This is a genomic window from Pantoea agglomerans (assembly GCF_020149765.1).
In the GTDB taxonomy this organism is placed as follows: Bacteria; Pseudomonadota; Gammaproteobacteria; order Enterobacterales; family Enterobacteriaceae; genus Pantoea; species Pantoea alvi.
Genome location: NZ_CP083809.1, coordinates 2,743,204 through 2,762,870, shown reverse-complemented (window position 1 = coordinate 2,762,870; position 19,667 = coordinate 2,743,204). Strand labels below are relative to the sequence as shown.

At 63.0% G+C, this 19,667-nt stretch carries 17 protein-coding genes; 13 read left to right on the top strand and 4 right to left on the bottom strand.

Annotation, left to right across the window (positions count from 1 at the left end; genetic code table 11):
- Positions 1-80: 80 nt before the first annotated feature.
- Positions 81-2,378 (top strand): beta-glucosidase BglX, encoded by a 2,298-nt coding sequence (bglX, locus tag LB453_RS15955; RefSeq protein ID WP_103794885.1) that lies wholly within the window; start codon positions 81-83, stop codon positions 2,376-2,378.
- A gap of 69 nt (positions 2,379-2,447) precedes the next feature.
- Entirely contained in the window at positions 2,448-3,320 is an 873-nt protein-coding gene (locus LB453_RS15950) for an oxygenase MpaB family protein (RefSeq protein ID WP_103794884.1), read from the top strand.
- Between the two features lie 84 nt (positions 3,321-3,404).
- Here LB453_RS15950 and LB453_RS15945 read toward each other — a convergent pair whose 3' ends face one another.
- A complete protein-coding gene (locus LB453_RS15945) occupies positions 3,405-3,698 on the bottom strand; it encodes a hypothetical protein (RefSeq protein ID WP_146053805.1) in 294 nt (97 codons plus the stop codon).
- A gap of 262 nt (positions 3,699-3,960) precedes the next feature.
- On the opposite strand from LB453_RS15945, the gene LB453_RS15940 reads away from it, so the two are divergent.
- The 3 genes from LB453_RS15940 to idi all read left to right on the top strand — a co-directional run bounded on the left by LB453_RS15940 (position 3,961) and on the right by idi (position 7,887).
- Positions 3,961-5,070 (top strand): suppressor of fused domain protein, encoded by a 1,110-nt coding sequence (locus LB453_RS15940; protein ID WP_103794882.1) that lies wholly within the window; start codon positions 3,961-3,963, stop codon positions 5,068-5,070.
- Positions 5,071-5,234: 164 nt separating this feature from the next.
- Positions 5,235-7,130: a methyl-accepting chemotaxis protein gene (locus LB453_RS15935; protein ID WP_103794881.1), complete on the top strand. Its 1,896-nt coding sequence runs from the start codon at positions 5,235-5,237 to the stop codon at positions 7,128-7,130.
- A gap of 223 nt (positions 7,131-7,353) precedes the next feature.
- Positions 7,354-7,887 (top strand): isopentenyl-diphosphate Delta-isomerase, encoded by a 534-nt coding sequence (gene idi / locus LB453_RS15930; protein WP_103794880.1) that lies wholly within the window; start codon positions 7,354-7,356, stop codon positions 7,885-7,887.
- 100 nt (positions 7,888-7,987) lie between these two features.
- On the opposite strand, the gene LB453_RS15925 is transcribed toward idi, so the two are convergent.
- Positions 7,988-9,463, bottom strand: a complete 1,476-nt coding sequence (locus tag LB453_RS15925) for an MFS transporter (RefSeq protein ID WP_103794879.1) — start codon at positions 9,461-9,463, stop codon at positions 7,988-7,990.
- Between the two features lie 208 nt (positions 9,464-9,671).
- On the opposite strand from LB453_RS15925, the gene LB453_RS15920 reads away from it, so the two are divergent.
- The 4 genes from LB453_RS15920 to LB453_RS15905 are packed head-to-tail and all read left to right on the top strand — an operon-like array spanning position 9,672 to position 13,424.
- Positions 9,672-10,586: an ABC transporter substrate-binding protein gene (locus tag LB453_RS15920; protein WP_103794878.1), complete on the top strand. Its 915-nt coding sequence runs from the start codon at positions 9,672-9,674 to the stop codon at positions 10,584-10,586.
- Between the two features lie 3 nt (positions 10,587-10,589).
- Positions 10,590-11,771, top strand: a complete 1,182-nt coding sequence (locus LB453_RS15915) for an ABC transporter permease (RefSeq protein ID WP_103794877.1) — start codon at positions 10,590-10,592, stop codon at positions 11,769-11,771.
- Positions 11,758-12,693 (top strand): ABC transporter ATP-binding protein, encoded by a 936-nt coding sequence (locus LB453_RS15910; RefSeq protein WP_103794876.1) that lies wholly within the window; start codon positions 11,758-11,760, stop codon positions 12,691-12,693. Before LB453_RS15915 ends, LB453_RS15910 begins: the two co-directional genes overlap by 14 nt.
- A complete protein-coding gene (locus LB453_RS15905) occupies positions 12,693-13,424 on the top strand; it encodes an ABC transporter permease (protein ID WP_103794875.1) in 732 nt (243 codons plus the stop codon). The genes LB453_RS15910 and LB453_RS15905 overlap by 1 nt, the downstream gene beginning before the upstream one ends.
- A 165-nt stretch (positions 13,425-13,589) precedes the next feature.
- Here LB453_RS15905 and LB453_RS15900 read toward each other — a convergent pair whose 3' ends face one another.
- On the bottom strand, positions 13,590-14,330 hold the full coding sequence (locus LB453_RS15900; protein ID WP_103794874.1) for a MerR family transcriptional regulator: 741 nt from the start codon (positions 14,328-14,330) through the stop codon (positions 13,590-13,592).
- A 152-nt stretch (positions 14,331-14,482) separates the two neighbouring features.
- Here LB453_RS15900 and LB453_RS15895 point away from each other — a divergent pair, with 152 nt between their 5' ends.
- Genes LB453_RS15895 through LB453_RS15885 form a run of 3 tightly spaced genes read left to right on the top strand, consistent with a single transcriptional unit; the run spans position 14,483 to position 16,034 of the window.
- Positions 14,483-15,046, top strand: a complete 564-nt coding sequence (locus LB453_RS15895) for a helix-turn-helix domain-containing protein (protein WP_103794873.1) — start codon at positions 14,483-14,485, stop codon at positions 15,044-15,046.
- Positions 15,043-15,570 carry a GNAT family N-acetyltransferase gene (locus LB453_RS15890; protein WP_103794872.1) on the top strand — a complete coding sequence of 176 codons (528 nt, stop codon included), beginning with the start codon at positions 15,043-15,045 and terminating at the stop codon, positions 15,568-15,570. The genes LB453_RS15895 and LB453_RS15890 overlap by 4 nt, the downstream gene beginning before the upstream one ends.
- The gene (locus LB453_RS15885) at positions 15,567-16,034 is read left to right on the top strand and encodes a GNAT family N-acetyltransferase (protein WP_224481517.1); all 468 of its coding nucleotides are present in this window, start codon (positions 15,567-15,569) and stop codon (positions 16,032-16,034) included. Before LB453_RS15890 ends, LB453_RS15885 begins: the two co-directional genes overlap by 4 nt.
- Here LB453_RS15885 and LB453_RS15880 read toward each other — a convergent pair.
- Complete coding sequence (locus LB453_RS15880; RefSeq protein WP_224481516.1) at positions 16,019-17,278, bottom strand: histidine-type phosphatase; 1,260 nt, start codon at positions 17,276-17,278, stop codon at positions 16,019-16,021. The two genes, LB453_RS15885 and LB453_RS15880, sit on opposite strands and share 16 nt — an antisense overlap.
- A 184-nt stretch (positions 17,279-17,462) precedes the next feature.
- Between LB453_RS15880 and dinG the strand changes: the two genes are divergently transcribed.
- Complete coding sequence (gene dinG, locus LB453_RS15875) at positions 17,463-19,640, top strand: ATP-dependent DNA helicase DinG (RefSeq protein WP_103794870.1); 2,178 nt, start codon at positions 17,463-17,465, stop codon at positions 19,638-19,640.
- Positions 19,641-19,667 lie beyond the last annotated feature (27 nt).

The following is a 19,667-nucleotide window of genomic DNA, read 5'->3' as shown; positions in this document are numbered from 1 at the left end:
GCTACCTGCTATCCTCAACTTGTGGCACACTGCCGCCTGTTTATTCGATATTGCGCAGTTACTTAAGAGAACCCGACCTGATGAAATGGATTTACTCTGTTAGTCTCGCTGTCTCACTCGCTCTGCAACCCGCGCTGGCCGAAGAGCTGACGGGGCCGCACCCCATGAACGCGCAGGCGCGCGACGCTTTTGTTAATCAACTCCTGACCAAAATGACGCTGGACGAGAAGATCGGCCAGCTCAGGCTCATCAGCGTGGGACCAGACAACCCGAAAGAGATGATCCGCGACATGATCCATAAAGGGCAGGTCGGCGCGATTTTCAATACCGTGACGCGTCAGGATATTCGCGCTATGCAGGATCAGGTGATGCAGCTCAGCCGCCTGAAAATTCCGCTCTTTTTCGCCTATGACGTGGTACATGGCCAGCGCACTATTTTCCCGATTCCGCTTGGGCTGGCCGCCAGCTGGGATCTCGACGCCGTCAGTCAGGTCGGGCGCGTCTCAGCCTATGAAGCGGCCGACGACGGTCTGAATATGACCTGGGCGCCGATGGTGGACGTCAGCCGCGAACCGCGCTGGGGCCGCATCTCCGAAGGGTTCGGCGAAGATACCTGGCTCTCCTCGCAAATGGGCAGCACCATGGTGAAGGCGATGCAGGGCAAAAGCGCCGCCGATCGCTACGCGGTTATGACCAGCGTTAAGCACTTCGCCGCCTATGGCGGCATCGAAGGCGGCCGCGACTACAACACGGTGGATATGAGCTCGCAGCGCCTGTTCCAGGACTATCTGCCGCCCTATAAAGCCTCCCTCGACGCCGGCAGCGGCGGCGTGATGGTGGCGCTTAACTCCCTTAACGGCGTGCCCGCCACCGCCGACGGCTGGCTGCTGAAAACGGTGCTGCGCGACCAGTGGAAATTCAAAGGCATCACCATCAGCGACCACGGCGCGATCAAAGAGCTGCTCAAGCACGGCGTAGCGACCGATCCCGAGGATGCGGTGCGCGTTGCCCTGAAGTCGGGCATCGACATGAGCATGAGTGACGAGTACTACAGCAAATATCTGCCGGGCCTGGTGAAAAGCGGCGCGGTGAGCATGGCGGAGATTGACGACGCGGCGCGCCACGTACTTAACGTGAAATATGATATGGGGCTGTTTAACGATCCCTACAGCCATCTCGGCCCTAAAGAGAGCGATCCGCAGGACACCAACGCCGAAAGCCGCCTGCACCGCGCCGAAGCGCGCGACGTGGCGCGGAAAAGCATGGTGCTGCTGAAAAACCGGCTCAATACGCTGCCGCTGAAGCGCGCCGGCACCATTGCGCTGATTGGGCCGCTGGCGGACAGCCAGCGCGATATTATGGGCAGCTGGTCGGCGGCGGGCGTGGCGAAGCAGTCGGTGAGTTTGCTGCAGGGGATGCGCAACGCCACCGCGGGTAAAGCGACGCTGCTCTATGCGAAAGGCGCCAACATCAGCGACAACAAGGGCGTTCAGGACTTCCTTAACCTCTACGAGCAGGCGGTGTCGGTCGACGCGCGCTCGCCGCAGGCGCTGATTGACGAAGCGGTCGAGAAGGCGAAGCAGGCGGACGTGGTGGTCGCGGCGGTCGGCGAAGCGCAGGGCATGGCGCATGAGGCCTCCAGCCGCAGCGAACTCTCTATTCCCGCCAGCCAGCAGAAGCTGCTGGCGGCGCTGAAGGCCACCGGCAAACCGCTGGTCATCGTGCTGATGAACGGCCGACCGCTGACGCTGGTCAACGAAGATCGCATGGCGGACGCGCTGCTGGAAACCTGGTTTAGCGGCACCGAAGGCGGCAATGCCATCGCTGACGTGCTGTTTGGCGACTACAACCCGTCCGGCAAGCTGCCGATCACCTTCCCGCGCTCGGTGGGGCAGATCCCGCTCTACTACAACCATCTGCCGACCGGTCGTCCCTATAACTTCGCTAAACCGAACAAATACACCTCGCACTACTATGATTCGGTGAACGGCCCGCTCTATCCGTTTGGCTACGGGCTGAGCTACACCCGCTTCAGCGTGTCGCCGGTGAAAATGTCGGCGACCACCATGCCGCGTAACGGCACCGTCGAGGCGAGCGTCACGGTAACCAACACCGGCGATCGCGACGGCGCGACGGTGGTGCAGATGTACCTGAACGACCCGGTCGCCTCGATCAGCCGTCCGGTGCGCGAGCTGCGCGGCTTTAAGCGGATTATGCTGAAAGCGGGCGAATCGCAGCAGGTCAGCTTTAAGATCGACGTCGACGCGCTGAAGTTCTGGAACCAGCAGATGCAGCAGGTGGCGGAGCCAGGCAAGTTCAACGTGATGATTGGACTCGACTCGGTGCGCACCCGGAACGCGCAGTTCGACTATCTGTAAACAGGCACCACAGGCTTCTCCCGGCTTTGCCGCCGGGAGAAGAGGGCCCACTTATCCAGCCACGCCGCTATGAACAGCATCCGCAACCGCATCCAGAATCAGGTCTTTCGCGTTAACGGCCTGGCGCTTAACGAGTTTGATATCTCGCAGCCGCCCGGCGATCCCGGCCTGTTCGGCCCCGACAGCGTAATCTGGCGCGTACACGGCGACTTTCCCGCCATGCTGTGCGGCGGCATCAGCGCCTTGCTGTTACAGATGCTGCATCCTTCCGCGCTGGCGGGCGTCTGGGATCACTCTAACTTTCGCCAGGATATGCTGGGGCGGCTGCGGCGCACCAGTCAGTTTATCGCCGTTACCACCTTCGGCAACCGCCACGACGCCAGCCTGCTGATTGAGCGGGTGAAAAATATCCACCTGCGCGTCAGCGGCGTCGATAACTACGGCCAGCCCTACGCCGCCAGCGATCCGCGCCTGCTCACCTGGGTACACGTCGCGGAAACCAGCGCCTTTCTCGCCGCGCATCTGCGCTTTAAAAATCCGCAGCTCAGCCTGGGGGATCAGGATCGCTACTATCAGGAAGCGGCGCTGATCGCCGAAGCGCTGGGCGCCGCCGACGTGCCGAAAAGCGTCGAGGCGGTGGAGCGCTACCTGCAGGCGATGCGCGGCGAGCTGCGCTACGATGAGCGCACCGCTGAGGTGACGCGGCTGCTGCGCGAGGCGCCTGCGCCAGGGTGGCAGGCGAAGCCGGCGATGAACGTGATGCTGAGATCGGGCATGGCGCTGCTGCCCGACTGGGCGCAGCAGCTCTCGGGCTATCGCTTCAGCCCGCTGTCGCGCGCGCTGCTCGACGCCGAAATGCGGCTGCTGGCGAAAACCCTGCGCTGGTCAATTACGCGCGGCGCATACCATCGCGCCATGCTGCGCATGGGGCGCCAGCCTTAACGCCTTCTTAACCTTTTCTGAGCATTATCCTGCCGGAACAGCGCTGCCGCTTAACAGCGCCGCGTCGGGAAAGGTCATCGCCGGTTAAGTATGGAATTCATCGTGCGGCCGGGTATAGCTGCGCGGCGCGCGCGTCTGGCGCTGGCGCGCAGCCCGCTGCTGCTGCAGCTGGTGCGCCAGCAGGCCCACCCCAGCGCCGATAGCGGCGAGCGAACCCAGGCTAAAGGTCAACTCGACCGGCAGCACGATAAGCGCCGCGATGCCGATCGCCATCAGCGTCACCGACAGCGTCAGCCAGGTGTAGCGATAAAGAAGCCAGAGAAAAAGCGCGAGAACCGCCAGCTCGCGCCATGCAAAATCGGTAACGGGCTGCATCATGCGCCTCCGATAACAAAGGTAGATCGACCATAGCATGCGGCCGCGCCCGAGAAACGCGAATAGCGTTTCACTCTCCGGGCCGCCAACTCTTTAGCGGCGTTGCGCCTTTATGCGCCTCGTAGCGTTCCTCGCTTTACCTTTGCTTACCCTTGCGCTGGCGTATGGCGCCGACTTTGAGAGTTTTACCCTTGTCTAACGTGGCGGCAGCCGGGATCCTGCTCTAATCTCGGGGAAATGGATCCCTAAGCTTTGTCGAGGCGCTATGACATACCAACCTCTGATTGCTGAGGTCCACAATCAGCAACATACACTGACGGCGATTGTCGAACAGGATGAGCGCACCGCTTACTTCTATATCTGGCCGACAGATCTGTTCCGCAGCCAGTATGCGGTGCGCGGCTGCTGGCTGCGCAATCTGCTGCCTGCGCCGGCGCAGGAAGATCGCGCGGCGATGGAGCAGGGCATTGCGCCGCTGCTCAGCGCGGAGTATTGCCGCACGCTGGAGGCGGAGCCGCCGCTCGATCCGGCGGGCCTGCAGGTGCTGTGGGAGCCGAGCGATGACGGCGCGGCGTTATGGTACTACGGCCAGCTGCTGGCGGTGATCCCCGGCTGGAGCCTCTACCAGGATAAGCAGGTCAGCTTCTCCGCTGGCTGCATCAAAAAAAACCGGCTCACCGCGCCGCTGGGATCGGCCTCCACCAACGATTACTACGCGCGTGCGGAACATCAGCGCCAGTTCTGGCGCGACTGGCACGACGGCAACGAGTGGGATCGGGTGCAGCAGGCGCTGATGCAGCGCTATCAGACGCAGTTCGGCGAGTCGGTGAAATATTACGCCATCGACCAGGGCAGCTGGCCGCCGATGGCCATCTCTCAGCACTGGCATCAGGGCGTATGGTATTTCCTTACGCTCGGCATGAGCATTCGTCCGATGCCGCAGGTCGACTATCTGTTTGACGAGCTGGCGCCGCAGTATCGCCGCGTTGAGCTGGCGATGGCGGTGGATGGCGAGGTGATGACCGAAGGCAACGCGGTGCAGATGGCGAGCGCGCTGGCGGAGTTCGCCCATCTGCCCTGGGCGCGCCTTACCTGGCTGGGCGAGGGCCATACGCTGGCGTCGGAAGTGGCGCCGGTCGGCTTTGAAAGTTTTCTGCTCGCCAACGCGCTGGCGGACGACAGCGCGCAGTTCTCCCTGCCCAAGCGCGACGGCGATCGGCCTAATCTGCTGTGGGCGACCCCCATTACCGAAGCGGAGCGCCAGTTCGCGCAGGCGGATGAGCTGGGCGGCCAGCAGCTGGTAGAGCGGCTAATGGCGACGGGCAATAACCATATCTTCCGCCCGCGCCAGCAGGTGGTGGACAGCGAAATCTAACGTCAGCGCGCTGTTTCCCCGGCGCGCTGTCAGGTCGTTACTGTCTAAATAATCACCTTTATCAACGAATTGTTAAATTTGTGATCTCGCGCATCTCAAGTTAGCTACTGCTGCGCCGTTAACCCTGATCAGGCAATCGCGCCGTTTCTGCCAGGGGAAAGCAGATGCTAAAAACAACTCAGTCCCGCATCACTGCGGTTCTTGTACTCTTTTTTCTCGTTCTGATGCTTATCACGGTGGTGGTGATTAAGCAGTTTATCGCGCCACAGCTGACCGCTAACCAGAGCCAGCTGGTGCGCTACCAGGTTGACGCGCTGGCGACCGGGATTGTGGAACAGATGAACCGCGTACAGGCGCAGCAGCGCGCTATCACCGAAGCCGCAGGCGTGATGGAGAGTGCCGCCATCGATCAGATGCTGCCTGCGCTGGTGAACCAGTATCAGGACAGCAACGTCTTCGGCGGCGGCATCTGGCCGCTGCCAAACCGCCGCGATCCGGCGAAAGAGAAAGACAGCAGTTTCTTTGCGCGCAACGCCAGCAACCAGCTGCAGGTCAATACCTACTGGAACTCCGACGCCGCCGACAAATACTGGGAGCAACCCTGGTACAAAGATGGCATGGCCGCGCCGAAAGGGCAGTGCGCCTGGGCGAAAGCCTACCAGGATGCCGCCAGTCCGCAGCCGCGTACCAACTGCGCCATGGCAATCTATCGTGACGGCACCGTCTGGGGCGTCGCCACCATCGACGTTACCCTCGGCTTTTTCAACCATCTGGCAAAAGAGATGGGCGACGCCATCCAGGGGCGCGTGCTGATCGTTGAGGCCGACGGCAAAGTTGTGGGCAACGCCGCGCTGGTGGACGGCACGCCGAAGCTGGAGAACCTGAGCGATCTGCAGCTGCCGATGGCGGCGGCGCTGAAAGGGCTGCTGAGCGGCGCGGGCACGCAGCCGACAGAGGCGACCTTTGACGGCGAGGATGGCGAACATACGCTGTTTCTGCAGGCTATTCCTGGCAGCCCGTGGTATCTGGCCAGCGATGTGCCGACCAGCCTGCTGACCGTGCAGACGCACAGCATGCTGACGCGTCTCGGCCTGGTGCAGATCCCGCTGGCGATCGTGCTGCTGCTGGTGCTGCTGGGCTTTATCCGCGCGATGATGCAGCGTCTTAACCTGCTGCATCGCAACATCGACGCGCTGGCGCAGGGCGGAGCCGATCTGACCCAGCGCTTGCCGACCAGCAATAGCCCGGAGTTCAACGCCGTGGCGCAGAGCTTTAACAACTTTATCAGCTATCTGCAGGGGCTGATGCGGCAGGTAGGCGACAGCGCGCTGGCGATCACCGCCGCGTCGCGTGAAATCGCCAGCGGCAACGCCAATCTCTCGTCACGCACCGAAGATCAGGCCAGCTCAATCGTCGAAACCGCCGCCTCGATGGAGCAGCTGACCGGCACCGTACGTCAGAACGCCGACAACGCCACCCACGCTAACCAGCTGGCGGGCAACGCCTCGCAGGTGGCGGCGCGCGGCACGGAAGTGGTGCGTCAGGTGGTAAGCACCATGGGCGAGATCCATCACTCGTCGCGCAAGGTGGTCGATATTATCAGCGTTATCGACAGCATCGCTTTCCAGACCAATATCCTGGCGCTTAACGCCGCGGTGGAAGCGGCGCGAGCAGGGGAGCAGGGCCGCGGCTTCGCGGTGGTTGCCTCTGAAGTACGCAACCTGGCGCAGCGTTCCGCCAACTCGGCGCGCGAAATCAAAAAGCTGATCGAAGAGTCGGTGGCCAATATCGACGCCGGCAGCCAGCTGGTGGAGCAGGCGGGCGAGACCATGGACGAGCTGATGCAGGGCGTCAGCAGCGTCACCACGCTGATGAGCGAAATCATGTCCGCCAGCCGCGAGCAGAGCATGGGCATCGAGCAGGTCAACGTGGCGATCACCCAGCTCGACGGTACCACGCAGCAGAACGCCGCGCTGGTGGAGCAGGTCTCCGCCGCCGCGCAGGCGATGGAAGAGCAGAGCGTTCAGCTGGAGCAGGTGGTGCAAAGCTTCCGCCTGTAGGCGTGATTCACCGGCTCGTCGGCAAAGGCAAAATGCGGCTGCCAGAAACCGCCCGTTTTGCCTGCCAGCGATCGCAGCCTGTGGCTCACCTCACCATCATGTCTTTTATCCACGGGTTCGCGCAGGCGAGCCCGTGCTTGTTTTGCAGCGAACCGCACGAATTCACGCGCCATGAAGCGGCAGGGATATGCCAGAATAGTAGGAGTTATCTTAAGGAATCCTCATGTCTGCTATCGAAGTTATTCTCGTCGACCATCTCGATCGTCCTACCGGTAAAATGGAAAAGCTGGAAGTGCATGAGAAGGGATTGCTGCACCGCGCGGTAACGGTTTACGTATTTAATTCGTCCGGGGAGCTGCTGCTGCAGCGCCGCGCCAGCGGCAAATATCACTGCGGCGGCCTCTGGAGTAATACCACCTGCGGCCACCCCTATCCGGCGGAGCCGACGCAGCAGGCAGCGGAGCGCCGCCTGCTGGAAGAGATGGGGCTGGAGCTGTCGCTGACGCCGGTATTTGAGCTGAGCTACAACCTGCCGTTGAGCAACGGCCTGATTGAGCATGAGTATGGCCATGTCTACTTTGCCGTCAGCGACGATCTGCCGACGCCCAATCCTCAGGAGGCGGACGACTGGTGCTACCGCTCCGTCGGCGACATTCAGCGCGCCATGCTTGATGAGCCGCAGCAGTTCACGCCCTGGTTTCTCTACACCTTTCCGCGCATACCCGCCTACTTAAATGCGTTGAGTATGCCGGCGTAAAGCGGCACCCGCTGTGGACTGCCTGCAAGCAGGAGAGAGGGGCCGGGCTGGTTTTGCATCTTTGCGATCGGCCCTCTCTTCAGCGTTAGCACGCAACCCGTTAACGCTCGACAAAATCTTCCGCGTCCACATCGTAGCCCGACGGCTCCCAGCGGATTGCCAGCAGCGCCAGCAGACCCGCCAGCGGCGCAAGGAAAATCACCCAGAAAACGCCGGTGCCCAGCGCGGCGACCAGCACCGGAAACAGAAACAGCGAAAGGGTCGAGCTGCCGCGCATCAGCGTCTGGTTAAAACCGACCCCGACACCGCGCAGCGAAGTCGGATAGCTGAGCGAAGCGAAGGTCATGGTATGCGAACCGGGCCCAAAGCCCTGGCCAAACAGAAACAGCGCCAGCATCGCAATGGCGATAGCCGCTTCCTGACCGCCTTCAGGACGCCCGACTAGCGCCAGCCCCAGCAGTGCCACGCACTGACAGGCGTAGCCCGCCACCGACATCTTCCACGCGCCCAGGCGCGGCACCAGCCGCACCGCCAGCACGCCGCCGACAAAGGCGAACAGCAGATTAAGCGCCAGCGACACCAGAATGGTGGTCAGCATCGACTGGGCGAAAAAGCTGCTGATAATGACCGGCAGGCCAAACGCCACCGCGTTATAGGCAAAGGAGGAGGCGATCGACGTGATGGTCGCCAGCAGGGTGCGCCGCAGGTAGACGCCGCGCAGCAGCGCGCCGTAGTTGCGCCAGCTGGCCCGGCGCGCAGGCTGGACGGGCGTCGCGGACGCCTCTTCCGCCACCTGCGCGTTGATATTCCAGCCGCTGCGCAAAATGGCGGCCGCGCCTTGCAGATCGCCCTGACTGGCCGCCCAGACCGGCGACTCGCTCATATAGCGGCTGCGAATCGCGATAATGATCAGCGCCGGCACCGCGCCGAAGCCGAGGATCAGGCGCCACAGCCAGCCGGTATGGCTCTCCGGCAGCACCCCATAGAGCAGCAGCACCAGCAGATAAGAGATGCTGATCGCCGCATACCAGGTAGGACACCACATCGCCACGCTGGCGGCCTTATTGCCCTTGCCGCGCAGGCGAGAAAACTCGGCAAGGAAAGCCATCGCCACCGGCAGATCGATGCCGACCCCCAGCCCCATCACAAAGCGCGCGCCGCCCAGTACATACTCATTGGGGGCGAAGGCGCAGGCGAGCGCCGCCACCACGAAAAAGAACATATCCGCCATAAAAACGCGATAGCGGCCAATCTTATCGGTGAGGTAGCCGCCGATCAGCGCGCCGACAATGGCACCGAAGGTAATGGCGGAGGCGACCATGCCGGTGCCGGTCGGCGTCAGGTTGAACTCGCGCGCCACATCCTTAATGCCAAACGCCAGCGCGCCGAGATCGTAAGCGTCGAGAAACACGCCGCCCAGCGCGATCGCCACCACGATGCGCGCGTTGCTGCGCGCCCCGTCGCCGCTGTTAATCAGGCGCGATACGTCCGCTGCGCTGCGGATCCACTGGGTTTCGCCTTCGGGTCGGTTCCCTGTTAGCGCCACGTGGGCAGAAGAAGAAGTCAGGTCGGTCATGATGTTATCTGTGGTTAAGGTGAAGTGACGGACAGCTTAGCGTCCAGACGTCTGGACGTAAATTCATTTCAGTTATAACCGCACCGATAACGATATGAAAAAGTTGAGGCGCGACGCTTCACGCTTCAGGCAATGTGTTACGCGATGCATGACGAAACGACTATTCTCTATAAGCACCTCACATATAACCAAATTAAAGGAACACCTTATGGCAAGGTCTGGTTTTCTGGCATTGACGGCAGCCGCGCTGCTGCTGGCGACAGGGGCGGCGCAGGCTGCCGATCCCGTGCGTGTGGGTTCGAAAATCGATACGGAAGGTTCGCTGCTGGGCAATGTGATCCTGCAGGTACTGGAGAAGCACGGCGTCAAAACGGTGAATAAAATCCAGCTCGGCACCACGCAGGTGGTGCGCGGCGCTATCACCGCCGGTGAACTGGACATCTATCCCGAATATACCGGCAACGGCGCGTTCTTCTTCAATGACGAAAAAGATCCCGCCTGGAAAAACGCGCGCCAGGGCTATGAGAAGGTGAAAAAGCTCGACGCCGATAAAAATCAGCTGGTGTGGCTGACGCCTGCGCCAGCGAACAATACCTGGACCATCGCGGTGCGCCAGGATGTCGCCCAGCAGAACAAACTCAGCTCGCTTGAGGATCTCAGCGGCTACCTGAAAAAAGGCGGCACCTTCAAGCTGGCGGCTTCGGCGGAATTTATCGAGCGCGGCGACGCCCTGCCGGCCTTTGAAAAAGCCTATGACTTTAAGCTGACGCAGAGCCAGCTGCTCTCGCTGGCGGGCGGCGATACGGCAGTGACCATCAAGGCGGCGGCGCAGCAGACCTCCGGCGTCAACGCGGCGATGGCCTACGGCACCGACGGCCCGGTGGCGGCGCTGGGTCTGCAAACCCTGAGCGATCCTAAAGGGGTGCAGCCAATCTATGCGCCAACGCCGGTCATCCGTGCCTCGGTGCTGAAAGCCTGGCCCGATATCGACAGCTGGCTGAAGCCGGTTTTCAGTCGGCTGGATGAGAAAACCCTGCAGCAGCTGAACGCGAAGATCGCCGTTGAGGGCCAGGACGCCAGCAGCGTGGCGCGTGAATGGCTGCAGCAGCAGAAGCTGCTGTAACCCATGGCGCTATCGCGGGATGCGATGCTGGCGGCGCGGCGCCAGCCGGTCGCGCTGCTGCTGTTGCTGCTGTTAAGCCTGGCGCTCTACTGGCTGCCGTTTCTCAGCTACGCGCCGAACCGGCTGGTCTCCGGCCAGCCGCTGATGCTGGGGCAGGTCAGCGATGCCGGATGGCTGGCGCTGCCGCTGGCGGCGCTCTGGCTGCTGCTGTGGGCGCGTCCGACGCGCGCGGCGCTGGCGCTGATGCTGCTCGCCTGCGACGCGCTGCTGACCGGTATGGTGTGGCTGAGCGGGCACGAGGCGGCGAGGCTGGCGGCGCAGGGTAGCGCGCTGGCGCGCACCAGCTTCGGCGGCGGCCTGTGGCTGGCGTGCGGCGTCACGCTGCTGCTGTGCGCGGAGCTGGCGCGCACCCTGACGCGCAACAGGTTCTGGCAGCTGCTGCTTAATCTGCAGATCTGGCTGCTGCCGCTGCTGATGCTGTTTAGCGGCGAGCTGAACGCGCTGTCGCTGCTGAAAGAGTACGCCAACCGTCACGCGGTGTTCGACGCGGCGCTGGCGCGGCACCTGACGCTGCTCAGCGGCACGCTGCTGCCTGCGCTGCTGATCGGCCTGCCGCTCGGCATTTTGCTGCACCGACGTCCGGCGTGGCAGAGCGGCGTCTTCAGCGTGCTAAACGTCATCCAGACCGTGCCCTCGGTGGCGCTGTTCGGTCTGCTGATCGCGCCGCTGGCCGGGCTGGCGACCGCCTTCCCCGGGCTGAAGAGCTGGGGCGTCAGCGGCATCGGCATGGCGCCGGCGCTGATCGCGCTAACGCTCTATGCGCTGCTGCCGCTGGTGCGCAGCGTGGTGGCCGGGCTGCAGCAGGTGCCGCGCGACGTGCGCGAAAGCGCGCGCGGCATGGGTATGGGCCAGCTGCAGCGCTTTTTCGCCGTTGACGTGCCGCTGGCGCTGCCGGTCTGGCTCGCCGGGCTGCGCGTGGTGGTGGTGCAAACGCTGGGCATGGCGGTGATCGCCGCGCTAATCGGCGCAGGCGGCTTCGGCGCCATTATTTTTCAGGGACTGCTCAGCAGCGCGCTCGATCTGGTGCTGCTCGGCGTTATCCCGGTGATTGCGCTGGCGGTGGCGATTGACGCGCTGTTCCGCCTGCTGATTTCCCTGCTGGAGAAAACCCATGATTCACTTTAACGGCGTCAGTAAGCACTTTGCCGGCAAAGCGGCGGTAAAAGATCTGACGCTGCAGATCGGCGAGGGAGAGTTCAGCGTGCTGCTCGGCACTTCGGGCTCCGGCAAATCGACCACCCTGAAAATGATTAACCGGCTGGTGGAGTTCGACGAGGGGGATATCCTGTTCGCCGGCGAGTCGATCCGCCAGCTCGACGCGCGCGACCTGCGCCGCCGCATGGGCTACGCCATTCAGTCGATCGGTCTGTTTCCTCACTGGACGGTGGAAAAAAATATCGCCACCGTGCCTGCGCTGCTCGGCTGGCCGAAAGCCCGCATCCGCGCGCGGGTAGAGGAGCTGCTGGCGCTGCTCAGCCTGGATGCGCACCTCGGGCGGCGTCTGCCGCATCAGCTCTCCGGCGGACAGCAGCAGCGCGTAGGCGTGGCGCGCGCGCTGGCGGCGGATCCGGAGGTATTGCTGATGGATGAACCCTTCGGCGCGCTCGATCCGGTTACGCGCGGCGCGCTGCAGCAGGAGATGCTGCGCATCCATCGCCTGTCGGGCCGCACCATTGTGCTGGTGACGCACGATATCGACGAGGCGCTGACGCTGGCGGATAACATCGTGCTGATGGATCAGGGGGAGATTGTGCAGCAGGGCAAGCCCGCCACGCTGCTGACGCAGCCGAAAAACGACTTTGTGCAGGACTTCTTCGGCAGAAGCGAGCTGGGGGTGCGTCTGCTGTCGCTGGGGCAGGTAGGCAACGCGGCGCGGCGCGGCGAGTGGCTGGAGGGGGAGCCGCTGGCGGCCGCGCAGTCGCTGCGCGAAGCGCTGTCGCAGTTTATCGCCCGGCGCGCCGATAAACTGCCGGTGGTGGATGAGCGGCAGCAGCCGCTGGGCGTGCTTTACTTCAGCGATCTGCTGACCCTGCGCGAGGGACAATAATGCGCTGGCTAAAAGACCCGCTGCTCTGGCTGATTGTTTTATTTATGGCGCTGCTGCTTGGCCTGCCCTACAGCGGACCGCTTTTCGCCTGGTGGTTCCCCGAGCAGGCGCGTCCGCTCTATCAGCAGGAGAGCTTTTTACAGCTGGCGCTGGCGCATCTTTTTCTGGTGGTGACCGCCAGCGCGCTGGCGCTGCTGGTGGGCGTCGGCGGCGGCGTACTGGTGACGCGACGCGCAGGACGCCGCTTCCGGCCGATGGTAGAGACTATCGTCGCGGCCGGACAGACGGTTCCGCCGGTCGCGGTGCTGGCGATCGCCGTGCCGGTAATGGGGTTTGGCGCCTGGCCGGCGGTGGTGGCGCTGCTGCTTTACGGCCTGCTGCCGATTTTACAGGGCACGCTGGCCGGACTCGATAGCGTGCCCGCCAGCAGTCGGGAGATCGCCGACGGCGTCGGCATGAGCGCATGGCAGCGTTTATGGCAGGTAGAGCTGGCGCTGGCTGCGCCGGTGATACTGGCGGGGGTGCGCACCTCGGTGATTGTCAATATCGGCACGGCGGCCATCGCCTCGACCGTCGGCGCGGAGAGTCTCGGTTCGCCGGTGATCATCGGCCTGAGCGGCTTCAACACCGCCTACGTTATTCAGGGCGCGCTGCTGGTGGCGCTGCTGGCAATTGTCAGTGACCGCCTGTTTGAGCGCCTGCAGCGCTGGCTTAGCGTGAGTGGAGAATAAGGGTGTAGCCGACCAGCATCAGCCCGCCGGTGCCGCCGACGGCCATAATGAAAAACAGCGTTGCGAAGAAGATTTTTTGCCAGTTCATGCGGAAACCTGATTAAAGCCGGAAAGGCGGGGATAATAACGCGGGCAGGGCGAGGCGAAAAGGGCCCTGCGTGCGTTTTACTGAAAGCGCGTTTCGTGAGCGCGAATGGTATATCCCTGCTCCTGCCAGTGCGTCAGCTGTTCCTGCTGGCGACGCGTAAGCTTTTTGCCGGTCCAGACAAAGATAGTCTGACCGGGAAAAAGCTCGGGTCGCGGCAGATCGAGCGGCTCTGCCAGCACGTCAAGCCGCCAGCCCTCCTGCGAGAGCCGCCAGGCCTCCAGCCAGATGCGGGTGCGGTCCTCGACCGCCCAGCCGAGGATCAGCGCGTCTTTACCTGCTTTTTTACGGCTGCCGGCCAGACAGAAGGCGACATAGTCAATCAGCGCGCCGTCCAGCAGGCTGCTCATAACGCGCGCGGTGTTCTGATCCAGACCAAGTTTCTGCCGGACCGGCATAATGACGTGATCGATAAGGGCATCCACCGGGTTTTCCCGCCCGAGCGTAGCGATTTTGGCGCGCAGCTTTGAGGGCTTGACGTGGCGCAGCACGCTCATCAACTCTTCCTGCAGATTGCCCCAGCCGTCGTGGACGTTGACGCTTTCGCCTTCGAGCAGCGCTTTGACTTTACCTACCGGCACGCCGCTTTCGATCCAGCGTTTAATTTCTTCGATGCGCTGCACATCCTCGTCATCAAACTGACGATGTCCACCCTCCGATCGCTGCGGCTTTAACAGCCCATAGCGTCGTTGCCACGCGCGCAGCGTGACTGGGTTTATTCCACAGCGTTCGGCGACGTCACCGATACTGTAAAAGGCCATAACTTCCCCAAACTTCCTGACTGCGATCCAATAACCTTAACCAACAGGATCAACTTGTACAAATGTTTTTTAAATGTACAAGTTGACCCTGGCGTCAGTTTCACGCTTAATCTCACATATGAGATTTTATTCCCAAATATGAGATAAGAATCATGCTGACTGAAGAGACTGAACAACGCCTTGCGGCTCGCCTGGCGGAACTCCGCGTTCAGCGCGGCTGGTCGCTGGATGAACTTGCCACCGCGACCGGCATCAGCCGGGCGTCATTGTCGCGTATTGAGCGCGGCGAAACCAGCCCAACGGCTGCCTTATTGAATCGCCTGTGCGTCGCCTATGGTCTTACCATGTCGCGGCTGCTAAGTGAAGTAGAAGAGCGCGTCAATCTGCTGCTGACGCCGGAACAGCAGCCGGTATGGCGCGACGACGCAAGCGGCTTCGTGCGCCGCAACGTCTCGCCGCCCGCCGCGCACTTCCGGGCTGAGCTGGTGGAAGGCCAGCTGCGGCCGGGCGCGCGTATCGATTACGATGCGCCCCCTGTTCAGGGGCTGGAGCAGCATATCTGGCTGCAGCAGGGCGGTCTGACCGTCACCATGGAGAGCCAGAGCTGGACCTTACAGAGCGGCGATTGCCTGCGTTTTCACCTGACCGGCCGCTCGGCGTTTGAGGCGCATCTCACCGACGGCGCGCGCTATCTGCTGGCGGTGTGCAAACCATGACGACTTATGAATGGATTAATGCAGAGCAGGCGCGCATTGAACAGGGTCACCTCAGCGATCTGCTGCAGGCGTGCGTGGCGGACGGTGCCAGCATCGGCTTTACCGATCCGCAGGACCGCACGGTGATGGCGCGTTTCTGGCAGCAGCGCGCAGCCAGCCTCGCCGAAGGCGAGAATGAACTTATCATCGCGCGCCAGCACCAGCGGGTGGTCGGCACGCTAACCCTGAGCGCGGCCGGGATGCCCAACGGCCGCCATCGCGCGGAGATAAGCAAGCTGCTGGTGCATCCCGCCGCCCGACGGCAGGGCATTGCGCGCCAGCTAATGCAGCTGGCCGAGCAGCGGGCGCAGGCGCTGGGGAAAACGCTGCTGGTGCTGGACACCCGCAGCGGCGATGTCGCCACGCAGCTCTATCTGTCGCTCGGCTGGCAGATCGCCGGCTCGATTCCAGACTACGCCGAATCGATCGCGGGCGAGCTGGAGGCGACAACGGTGATGTTTAAACCGCTGACGCGTCTGCCATGATTCTGGTAGCGCGTGAAGAGGTGGACCACCCCGACGCTCGCTGGCTGCTGGATCAGCTTTCTGACACCCTGACGCAGCTAACCGGCAGCAGCGGCCGCGCCCGTTTTAATGCGGCGGAGATGATGATGCCGGGACGCTGCTTCGCCGTGGCCCGCAATGGGCTGCGGCAGCCGATCGGTTGCGGCGCCTTTCGCCCGTTACAGCCCGGCGTGGCTGAGCTTAAACGCATGTTCGCGCTGCCCGGAAGCCGGGGCGCTGGCGCGGCGCTGCTGCACTTTCTTGAGCAACAGGCGCGGCGGGAGGGATATCGGCAGCTGTGGCTGGAAACGCGGCGCATCAACGCGCGCGCGCTGGCTTTTTACGCGCGCCACGGCTATCAGCCCATTGCCGCGTACGGACCTTATACCGCGATGCCGCAATCACAGTGCATGGGCAAGCGGCTGGATGATCAGGGCAGCGCATAGCTGACAGGCGTCACCGCCTGCTGGTCAATCTGCCGACTCAGGGTGCGCACGGCGCTCGCCAGCGGGCAGAGGGTTCCCTCCGCCGTCGCGCGGCACCCCGCCTGCTGCCACTCCTGGCGCAGCAGCGGATGCGCGGCGTCAATCGGCTGCAGATGGCGCAGATCATCCAGGCTTTGCGCCTGAAAATAGACGCGCAGGAAGCGCTGGTTGCTGGCGCTGTCGCGCCAGCGCTCAAAAACCAGGCTGCCGCCGGGCGGAATATTGCCGCGTGCGTAGCCGGGCAGCGTCCAGCTAAAGCCCATCAGGGTGCGCACCATAGCGATATTGGTGTCGTGAGCGACCAGCAGCAGCCAGCGCGCGTTTGGTTCTGCGTCATCCCGCGCAATATGGTTAAGCATGGTATCCAGCAGGATTGAGCCGCGCTTTCGCGCGCTGTAGAGCACGTCGTTGCTGAGATCATAGTTCGCCGTTAGCAGTGGCAGGATAGCGGTAATCTGCGCGGCGCGGGTGATATGACCCCAGGCGATCTGGCTGAGCGGCAGGTTCTCACTCCAGGCGAGGCGCAGCGTCTCCGCCATGCTCGCCATCACGCTCAGGCCGGCGATGTAGGCGTGGCCGCTTTTGCTCTGGCGGATCTGCCAGGGCTGATCGAACAGGGCGCAGCGGTCATCGGAGAGGCATACCGCCTGCTTCAGCGCCTGAATAGCGGGCTGCAGCGCCTGCTGACGCGCGGCCAGGTCGCCCGCCTTTGCCGTGACCGCCGCCAGCTGCTGCGCGGGATCGATCGCCGTCGCGGCGAAGGCGTCGGTCTGGAACAGCGGATCGGCTTCGCCCGCCACGCGATGCACCGGCACGCCGCAGCCGGGAAAGGCGCCGTCTGCCAGCGCCTCGGCGGTGGCGCGGGTGCGCTGCAGCGGGCTGGCGCGCAGGTAAATATCCTGCGGCTGCGGGCAGCCCGCGGGCAGCAGGCCGAGCTGGCGATAATGTTCGCCCTCCCAGCGCCCCTTATTCACCACCGCCGCATAGCCGTGGCCGGTCAGCTCGCCGTCGCGCGTACTCCATAGCGTCCAGGGACGCTGGGTGGCGGCCTCGATCTCTTTGCGATTGCCCGGCGTCGGCGGGCGCACGCCGTGGCGGCTCAGCTCCACCACCTTTTCCAGCTGATATGTTGGCTGCGCGGCGGCCTGCGCCGACCAGAGCAGCAGGGCGCAGACAGCCGTAACGGCGCGGCGGGAAACTCTCATCTCTTCTTCCTTATGAGAACGGTGGTGATGCGACACCATAGCGCTGAAGCCCGGCTGCTGGCTACGACAAGATTTTTCCGCTGCGTAATTCTTCGAGACGGCGCGAAAAAATGCGCCCCAAAGCTGACGCTGGCGGATTACTGTGTAAAAATACAGGCCATTTTCACCCGGCGGTAAAACGACTATGGCCCTGACAGCAGCAATTAAAAGCCAGATAGCGCAGTGGTATAAGGCGCTACAGCAGCAGGTGCCGGACTTTATTCCGCGCGCGCCGCAGCGCCAGATGATCGCCGAAGTGGCGAAGTGCCTGGCGGGCGACGACGCGCGCCATCTGGCGATTGAGGCGCCGACCGGCGTCGGCAAAACCCTCTCGTATCTGATCCCCGGCATTGCGGCAAGCCGCGCCGAAGAGAAGACGCTGATCGTCAGCACCGCCAACGTGGCGCTGCAGGATCAGATCTTTACTAAAGATCTGCCGTTGTTAAAAAAGATTATTCCCGATCTCACCTTTACCGCCGCCTTCGGGCGCGGGCGCTACGTTTGCCCTCGCAATCTGGCGGCGCTGGCCGCCAGCGACGATCAGCAGGGCGATCTGCTGCTCTATCTCGACGACGAGGCGGTGAGCGGCACTCAGGAAGAGCAGACGCAGTGCGGCAGGCTGGAGAAGTCGCTCGCCAGCTACGCCTGGGACGGACTGCGCGATCACAGCGAAGAGAACATCAGCGACAGCCTGTGGCAGCGTCTCTCTACCGACAAGGCGAGCTGTCTCGGCTCGCACTGCCGCTGGTATCGCGAATGTCCCTTCTTCGTCGCCCGCCGTGAAATCGAGCAGGCAGATGTGGTGGTGGCTAACCACGCGCTGGTAATGGCGGCGATGGAGAATGAGTCGGTGCTGCCGCCGCCGAAACACCTGATGCTGGTGCTGGATGAAGGTCACCATCTGCCGGAGGTAGCGCGCGACGCGCTGGAGATGAGCGCCGACGTCACGCCTGGCTGGAGCAGTTTGCAGCTCGATCTCTTCGTGCGGCTGGTCGAGGGTATTATGACGCAGATGCGCCCGAAATCGCCGCCGCCGCTCAGCAATCCAGAGCGCCTCAAGGCGCACTGCGAGGAACTGCGCGAGCTGCTGACCACGCTGAGCCAGGCGCTCAATCCGCTGCTGCCCGCCGACAATCAGCCGGGCGAGTTTCGCTTCGTGCTGGGCGAGCTGCCTGAAGAGCTGCTGGCGCTCTGCGCGCGCCTGTTTAAGCTAAGTGACGCGCTGCGCGGGCTGGCAGAAGGATTAATTAACGCCCTCAGCGAACAGACCGGCAGCGTCGATCTGATGCGCCTGCACCGCAATTTGCTGCAGCTTAACCGCCAGTTCGGCTGGTTCGAATCGGTCAGCAAGCTGTGGCGGCTGGCGGCAATGCCGAAAGCGTCGGGCGCGCCGGTGTCGAAGTGGATCACGCGTGAGCTGCGCGACGGGCAGCCGCATCTGCTGTTTCACTGCGCCGGTATTCGCGTCAGCGATCAGCTGGAGAAACTGCTGTGGCGCAAAATCCCCCATGTGGTGGTGACCTCCGCCACGCTGCGCTCGCTCAACAGCTTCGGCCGCCTGCAGGAGATGTCCGGCCTGAGCGAGAAAGCCGGTGACCGTTTCGTGGCGCTCGACTCGCCTTTTAACCATGTCGAGCAGGGCAAGCTGGTGATCCCGCAGATGCGCTATGAGCCGCTGCTGGCTAACGAGGCGGAACATATCGCCGAAATGGCGGCCTTTTTCCGCCAGCAGATGAAAAAAGAGACCCATAAAGGGGTGCTGGTGCTGTTCGCCAGCGGGCGCGCCATGCAGCAGTTCGTTGCGCAGCTGCCGGAGCTGCGCCTGACCATGCTGGTGCAGGGCGATCAGCCGCGCTCGCGCCTGGTGGAGCTGCACCGCAAACGGGTGGCGCAGGGCGAGACCAGCATTCTGGTCGGCCTGCAGTCGTTCGCCGAAGGGCTGGATTTAAAAGGCGAGCTGCTGAGCCAGGTACATATTCATAAAATCGCTTTTCCGCCGGTGGACAGTCCGGTAATTTTGACCGAGGGCGAATGGCTCAAGAGCCTGAATCGCTACCCCTTTGAGGTGCAAAGCCTGCCGAGCGCCTCCTTTACGCTAATACAGCAGGTAGGACGCCTGATCCGCAGTCATCAGTGCTACGGCGAAATCGTAATCTATGACCGTCGGCTGCTGAGCAAAGCCTACGGCAGCCGCCTGCTGGCCGCGCTGCCGGTGTTTCCTATTGAGCAGCCGGAGGCACCCGCCGCGCTGAAGGTGAAACGCGCGCCGGCGCTGACCGGTAATAAACGGCGTCCCACCCGGCGTCCGGCGGCGAAGCGTTAACCACTGACTAACTTTTGGCCGCCGCCT